The sequence below is a fragment of the Streptosporangium sp. NPDC006013 genome, assembly GCF_040614275.1.
In the GTDB taxonomy this organism is placed as follows: domain Bacteria; phylum Actinomycetota; class Actinomycetes; order Streptosporangiales; family Streptosporangiaceae; genus Streptosporangium.
In genome coordinates, this window is record NZ_JBEXUE010000564.1 from 1 (window position 1) to 5,863 (window position 5,863).

The following is a 5,863-nucleotide window of genomic DNA, read 5'->3' on the forward strand; positions in this document are numbered from 1 at the left end:
GCTCGGCGGCGCGTTCGGTGCGTTGCTCGGCTATCTGGTGACCGGAATGTACGCCACGATAAGCCTTTACTGATGCTTTGGGAGCCTTTATTGGTTTGATCGACCTAAAGGGGGTTTAGGGCTGGGTGTCGAGTTGTCGCCGTACCTCGCCGCTGTCCCAGTAGTCGGTGCGGTGCGCGATCAGACCGTCGGCGTCGACCCGGAACCTGAACACCCCGCGCACCACCACCGGCCTGCCGTCCGCCGAGGCCAGCCGGAACGACATCCGGTAGGCGAGCGACGCCCGGTCGCCCTCGACGAGGAGGTCCTCGACCTCGTAGCGCAGGTCCACGAAGTCGGCCAGGAAGCCGGTGAGGTTGGCGCGGTAGCCGTGCCTGCCGGTCACGCTCCGCCCCAGGGCCGAGGTGTGCTCGTTGACGAAGTCCTCGCTCACGCAGGCCGCGACCGCATCGGCGTCGTGCGCGTTGAGCGCCTCGACGTACCGTGCGACCGCGGCCCGGGTGAGCTGTCCGCTCAGGAGGGGTTCGTCCACAGCTTGCGCACCGTGTTGAAGACCTGCTGGTTGTGGGAGATCTCGATGACGTTGCCGTCGGGGTCCTTCAGCGCGCAGATGTAGCCGACCGGGTCGGGCATGTCGCGCGGCTCCCAGTGCAGGCAGCCCAGCTCGCGCGCCCGCTCGGCGATGCCGTCCACGTCGGTGCGCTCGGGCACCTCGATGCCGATGTGCGCGAACGGCGTCAGCAGCCCCAGCTGCCCGCCCTTGTCCTTGTTGAACGAGACGAGCACGAGGACCATCGGGGTCTCCACCTGCTTGTCGTTGGAGAGCCAGGCGCTCTCACCGTCGGCGTCGCGGAACCGCTCGACGACCACCAGCGGCGTCAGCGACGTGTAGAACTCGATCGCCTTGTCGAGGTCGCCGGTGGGCAGCGCGACATGAGTCCATCTCGCCTGGGTCAGATCACTCATTGATTCCTCCAAATATCGTGTGTTTCACTGCGGGTGGTCATCGGGGCTCGGTCCGGTCGTCAGGTAGATCCCCGTTCGAACGGTTGGCCGAGCGCCCTGGGTTCACGGTTCTGGTTCGCGAAGAGCAGCATCGCCAGCAGCGCGAGCAGATACGGCGCCACCACGAGCAGCTGCGAGTTCATCGTCAGGCCCAGCGCCGGCAGCGCCAGGCGCATGGCGTCGGCCAGGCCGAAGAGCGCGCAGCCGATCAGGGTCCGCCGCAGCCGCCAGGCACCGAAGATCACCGCCGCGATGACGATGTACCCGCGCCCGGCGGTCATGTTCTGGTTGAACGAGCCGACCTCGCCGACCGCCAGGTACGCGCCCCCCAGTCCGGCCAGCGCGCCGCACCACAGCAGCGCCTGGCGGCGGCGCAGGTTGACCCGGATACCGGTGACGTCGGCGGCCTGGGGCTGCTCGCCGACCGCTCGCAGCTCCAGGCCCCACCTGCTGCGTTCCACCAGCCACCAGGTCAGCGGGATGAGGACGATCAGCAGGTAGACCGGCCAGCGCTCGACGAACAGCGGGTGGCCGATCAGCGGGATGTCGCGCAGCCAGGGGATGCTGACCTGCGACACCTGGTGCGACTCGAACGAGCTGACCGTGATCAGGTAACTGGTCAGCCCGAGCACGAGGGCGTTGAGCACCAGGCCGATCACAAAGGTGTTGATCTCCAGCCGGTGTGAGAGGTTGCCGTGCACGAACCCGATCAGGAGCCCGATCAGCACGCCCGCGACCAGCCCGGTGGTGGCGCTGCCGGTGGCGCTGGCCGTGGCGACCGAGCCGAACGCGGCGCCCAGCATCATCGCCTCGACGGAGATGTTCATGGCGCCAGCCCGCTCGGCGAGGTACTCCCCGCACGCCGCGAAGGCCAGCGGAACGGTGAGCCTGATCCCGCTGGACAGGATGGTGGAGATGTCGTCTACGGCGATCACAGCGCGGCCCCCTCTGCGACGGGCGCGGGCCGGTGCTCGGCGCGCGCGGTACGGACACCGGCCCTGCGACGCCGGATCATGGCGACGATGACGGGCGGAGCGACGAAGGCCAGCACCAGCAGGGCCTTGACCACGTCCACGAGGAACGGGGGCACACCGGTCGCGGCGAGGAAGCCGCCGCCGGAACGCAGCACGCCGAAGAGCAGGGCGACGGGTACGGTCAGCAGCGGCCGGTTACGCGCGACCAGGGCCACCAGCATGCCGTCCCAGCCGATGTTCATCGCTATGCCCGGCTGAAGCCGGTTGACTCCCACCGGGCTGGCCAGCAGCACGGCCCCGGCCAGGCCGGCGAAGGCACCGGAGATGGCCAGCGCCATACCGCCCAGCGCGTTGACGCGCACCCCCGCGTGCTTGGCGGCGAGCGGGTTGAGGCCGAGCATGGTGAGCCGGAACCCCCACCGGGTGCGGGCGAGCGCCACCGCGACCACCACGGCGCCGACCAGCGCCAGCAGCAGGCCCCCGTTGACCTGAAGGTTGGGGTACTCACCGACCGAGCCGAGCAGCGCGCCGGCCGGCAGCGGATTGGACTGCGGCGAGACGATGGCATCCCCGATCCGCGACTCCTGCAGCAGCCACGGCGTGTTCACCGCGAACGCGACGACCTGCTGGGCGATGAAGATCATCAGGAGCGTGCTGACCACGATGTTGACGCCGCGGATCCGGTACATCAGCGCGCTGAGGGCCGCCCAGGCGCCGCCCGCCAGCGAGGCGGCCAACAGGACGATCACCAGCAGCAGCGGCCCCGGGACCGCCAGGCGCAGGCCGACCCAGGCCCCGAAGAGGGCGCCGATCAGCACCTGGCCCTCCTGGCCGATGTTGAAAGTGCCCGATCGGGCGCTGACACAGGCGCCCACGGCGACCAGCAGCAGCGGTGCCACGTACAGCAGCGTGGAGGTCCAGGCCGTCCAGTTGGCCATGCTGCCCTGGAAGAGGGCCTGCACCGACGCCAGGGGAGATCCCCCGGTGACGGCGATCAGCAGTGACGACAGGGAGAGCGCCACGAGCACGCCCGCGGCGGTCGCCAGGCCGGTCTGCCAGCCGCCCGCACTCGGGGTGAGGAAGGCCAGCAGGCGACGCCCGGAGGTGTCGTCCGTGCCGGGAGCCGGATGGGACTTTCGCCCCGGCTTCTGGGGGGAGTCCTGGCGGAGGTCCTCGCGGACTTCGTTCACGCGGCCACCCCGCCCACCAGCATCCCGAGCCGCTCGGCCGTGGCCTCCCCGGTGGAGAGCACACCGGTGATCTTCCCGGAGGAGATCACCGCGATCCTGGAGGAGAGCGCCATGACCTCCTCCAGTTCGGTGGATATCAGCAGCACGGCCACTCCTCCTGACGCGACGTCGCGCAATCGCCGGTACATGTCCTCGATGGCCCCCACGTCCAGCCCGTGCGTGGGCTGCGCGGCGACCAGCACGAGCGGTCCCGCCGAGAGCTCACGGGCGAGCACGACCCGCTGCTGGTTGCCTCCCGACAGGCTGCGCACCGGGGTGTCCATCGACGGGGTGACGATGTTGAACTCGGCCGCCAGGCGGCGGGCCACCTCATGCGTCTTCCTGCGGCTGACGAACGCGCGGCCGCTCACGGCGTTCAGCGACTTCATGACCAGGTTCTCGGCGACGCTCATGTCCAGCACCACCCCGGATGCGTGCCGGTCCTCCGGCACGATGCCGAGCCCGGCCGCGTGCAGCGCCCCCGGGCGGTTCAGGTCCACCTGCCTGCCGGAGATCTCGACAGACCCGGCGTCCGGGACGACGAGCCCGGACAGCACGTCGCCCAGGTTCGACTGGCCGTTGCCCTCGACCCCGTACAGGCCGACGATCTCGCCGGGGGCGACGTCCAGGTCGAGGTCGGACAGCACGCGCACCCCGTCGACGGTGACGGTCAGGCCGCGCAGCCGCAGCGCGGCCACCGAGGCCTCCGCTTTACCCGCTCCGGTTTCACCCGTCCGCGGGGTATCGACCGGCAGCAGGCCGAGCGCCGCGGCCTCGCTGCCCAGGGAGACCTCCCTGCCCACCATCTGGCGGGCCAGCTCCTGCGGCCCCGTCTCCGCGGTCGCGCTCTGGAAGACGACCCTCCCCTTGCGCAGCACGGTCACCCGGTCGGTGGCCGCGGTGATCTCCGCCAGCTTGTGGCTGATCAGGATGACCGCACGGTTCTCCGAGCGGACCACGTGGCGCAGCACGCCGAACAGCTCGGCCGACTCCGCCTGGGTCAGCACGGACGTCGGCTCGTCGAGGATGAGCACCGACGGATCCCGGCGCAGGCATTTGATCAGCTCGACCCGCTGCCGCTCGCCCGCGGAGAGCCGTTCGACCCTGGCCAGCGGGTCGATCGGCAGGCCGTAGCGCTGGGAGACGTCCCGCACCTGGTCACAGGCGGCGGCCTTGTCGATCTTCCCGGTGTCCCCCAGGATGACGTTCTCCCAGACCGTCAGCGGATTGATCAGGCTGAAGTGCTGGTGCACCATGCCGATGCCGAGAGCCACGGCCTCCTGCGGGCTGCCGATGTCGACGGGCCCGTCATGGTGCAGGATGGTCCCGGCGTCCCGCTGGACGAGGCCCAGCAGGATCTTCATGAGCGTCGACTTTCCGGCCCCGTTCTCACCGAGCAGACCGTGGATCTCGCCCTGGTGCACGGCGAGATCCACGGCGTCGCAGGCGACGACCGGACCGTAGCTCTTGCTGATTCCCCGCAGCCGCAGCGCGGGCGCCGATGGCGGGGTGAGCTCCCTCGCCCGTTCGTCCTCTGTCATCTCAGGAACCGAGCCTCTTCACTTCCGCCTTGGTGTCGATCTTCTTGCTACCGACGTCGGCGATGAAGGTCTTCAGCTTCTCGTTCTGCTCGGGGGTCCCGTTACAGATCTTGACGGTCGGGAACGGGTCGACGCCGAGCGTCCAGACCTTCTCCACGCCCATCTGCAGCTTCGCGGCGGCGAGTTCCTCCAGCGCGGCCTTGAAGTAGTCTCCGGGGCTGAAGAGCACCGAGATGTCGAACTTGGGCTTGGTGGAGTCACACCGGTCGGTACCGGGGGTGAGGGTGAGGACCCCGTTGGCGTTGGCCAGCTCCGCCGCCGCGTCGGTGGCGCCGCCGAGGTAGGGGTAGATGACCTTGACACCCTGGCTGATCTGCGCCTGGGTGGCCTCCTTGGCCTTGGCGGAGTCGTTGAGGTCTCCGCTGTAGGTGGTCGTCAGCGTGGCCTCCGGAACCACCAGCCGGATGCCGGCCTTGAACGCCGCGGACGCGGTGACGGTGAAGTCGGCCTCGGGGCCGGTCACGAACCCGGCCTTGGTGTCGCCGTTGTCCTTCATGATCAGGCCCGCCGCGTACCCCGCGGCCAGCATGCTCTGGTCGGCCTGGTCGGTGGAGAGCATGATCTTCGGGGTCTGCAGGATGTTGGCGGAGGACGGCACGTACCAGGCCGTGTTCGCGCACACCGGCTCCTCGGAGGCCGGAATCGCGTCCTTGAGCTCCGAGGCGCCGAGGGCCACCATGTCGACCTTCTGCTGGCAGAGCGCCCGCGCGGCGTTGAGCGCCTCGCTGGTGTTGACGCTGCCGCGCTTGATGAGCGTCCAGCCCTTCTCGTTGGCGAACGCCTCCGCCGTGTCGACGAAGCTCTGGTAGTAGCCCTTGTCGTTGATGTCACCCGGGCTCAGCACCCCGATGACGACCTTGCCGTCGCCGTTGATGTCCGGCTGACCCGGCAGCACGTTGCCGCCCTCGGTCTTCGCGCTCGCGTCGGCCGGGGCGGGGGCCGTGGCCTGGGGCGCGGTGGCCCAAGACCGGGGAGACGAAGCCCGACAGCGGCACGGCGGGCGATGACGCGAAGCCCGAGACCCCGAAGGCCGACGGCCTCAAACCGGCGGTCG

General features: G+C 69.7%; 6 protein-coding genes. All 6 read right to left on the reverse strand.

Annotated elements, in window-relative coordinates:
• Nucleotides 1-115: 115 nt before the first annotated feature.
• Genes ABZ260_RS44990 through ABZ260_RS45015 form a run of 6 tightly spaced genes read right to left on the reverse strand, consistent with a single transcriptional unit; the run spans nucleotide 116 to nucleotide 5,704 of the window.
• Nucleotides 116-532, reverse strand: a complete 417-nt coding sequence (locus tag ABZ260_RS44990; RefSeq protein WP_355630359.1) for a nuclear transport factor 2 family protein — start codon at nucleotides 530-532, stop codon at nucleotides 116-118.
• A complete protein-coding gene (locus ABZ260_RS44995) occupies nucleotides 514-966 on the reverse strand; it encodes a VOC family protein (RefSeq protein WP_355630362.1) in 453 nt (150 codons plus the stop codon). The genes ABZ260_RS44990 and ABZ260_RS44995 overlap by 19 nt, the downstream gene beginning before the upstream one ends.
• Before the next feature lie 59 nt (nucleotides 967-1,025).
• The gene (locus ABZ260_RS45000; protein ID WP_350928600.1) at nucleotides 1,026-1,940 is read right to left on the reverse strand and encodes an ABC transporter permease; all 915 of its coding nucleotides are present in this window, start codon (nucleotides 1,938-1,940) and stop codon (nucleotides 1,026-1,028) included.
• The gene (locus ABZ260_RS45005; protein ID WP_355630364.1) at nucleotides 1,937-3,169 is read right to left on the reverse strand and encodes an ABC transporter permease; all 1,233 of its coding nucleotides are present in this window, start codon (nucleotides 3,167-3,169) and stop codon (nucleotides 1,937-1,939) included. The genes ABZ260_RS45000 and ABZ260_RS45005 overlap by 4 nt, the downstream gene beginning before the upstream one ends.
• On the reverse strand, nucleotides 3,166-4,749 hold the full coding sequence (locus ABZ260_RS45010; RefSeq protein ID WP_355630367.1) for an ABC transporter ATP-binding protein: 1,584 nt from the start codon (nucleotides 4,747-4,749) through the stop codon (nucleotides 3,166-3,168). Before ABZ260_RS45010 ends, ABZ260_RS45005 begins: the two co-directional genes overlap by 4 nt.
• Before the next feature lies 1 nt (nucleotide 4,750).
• Nucleotides 4,751-5,704 (reverse strand): BMP family ABC transporter substrate-binding protein, encoded by a 954-nt coding sequence (locus ABZ260_RS45015; protein WP_355630369.1) that lies wholly within the window; start codon nucleotides 5,702-5,704, stop codon nucleotides 4,751-4,753.
• Nucleotides 5,705-5,863 lie beyond the last annotated feature (159 nt).

What these genes read in the sequence shown, in the direction of transcription:
- ABZ260_RS44995 (WP_355630362.1), bottom strand. Translation starts at nt 966, where the DNA reads ATGAGTGATCTGACCCAGGCGAGATGGACTCATGTCGCGCTGCCCACC.
- ABZ260_RS45010 (WP_355630367.1), bottom strand. Translation starts at nt 4,749, where the DNA reads ATGACAGAGGACGAACGGGCGAGGGAGCTCACCCCGCCATCGGCGCCC.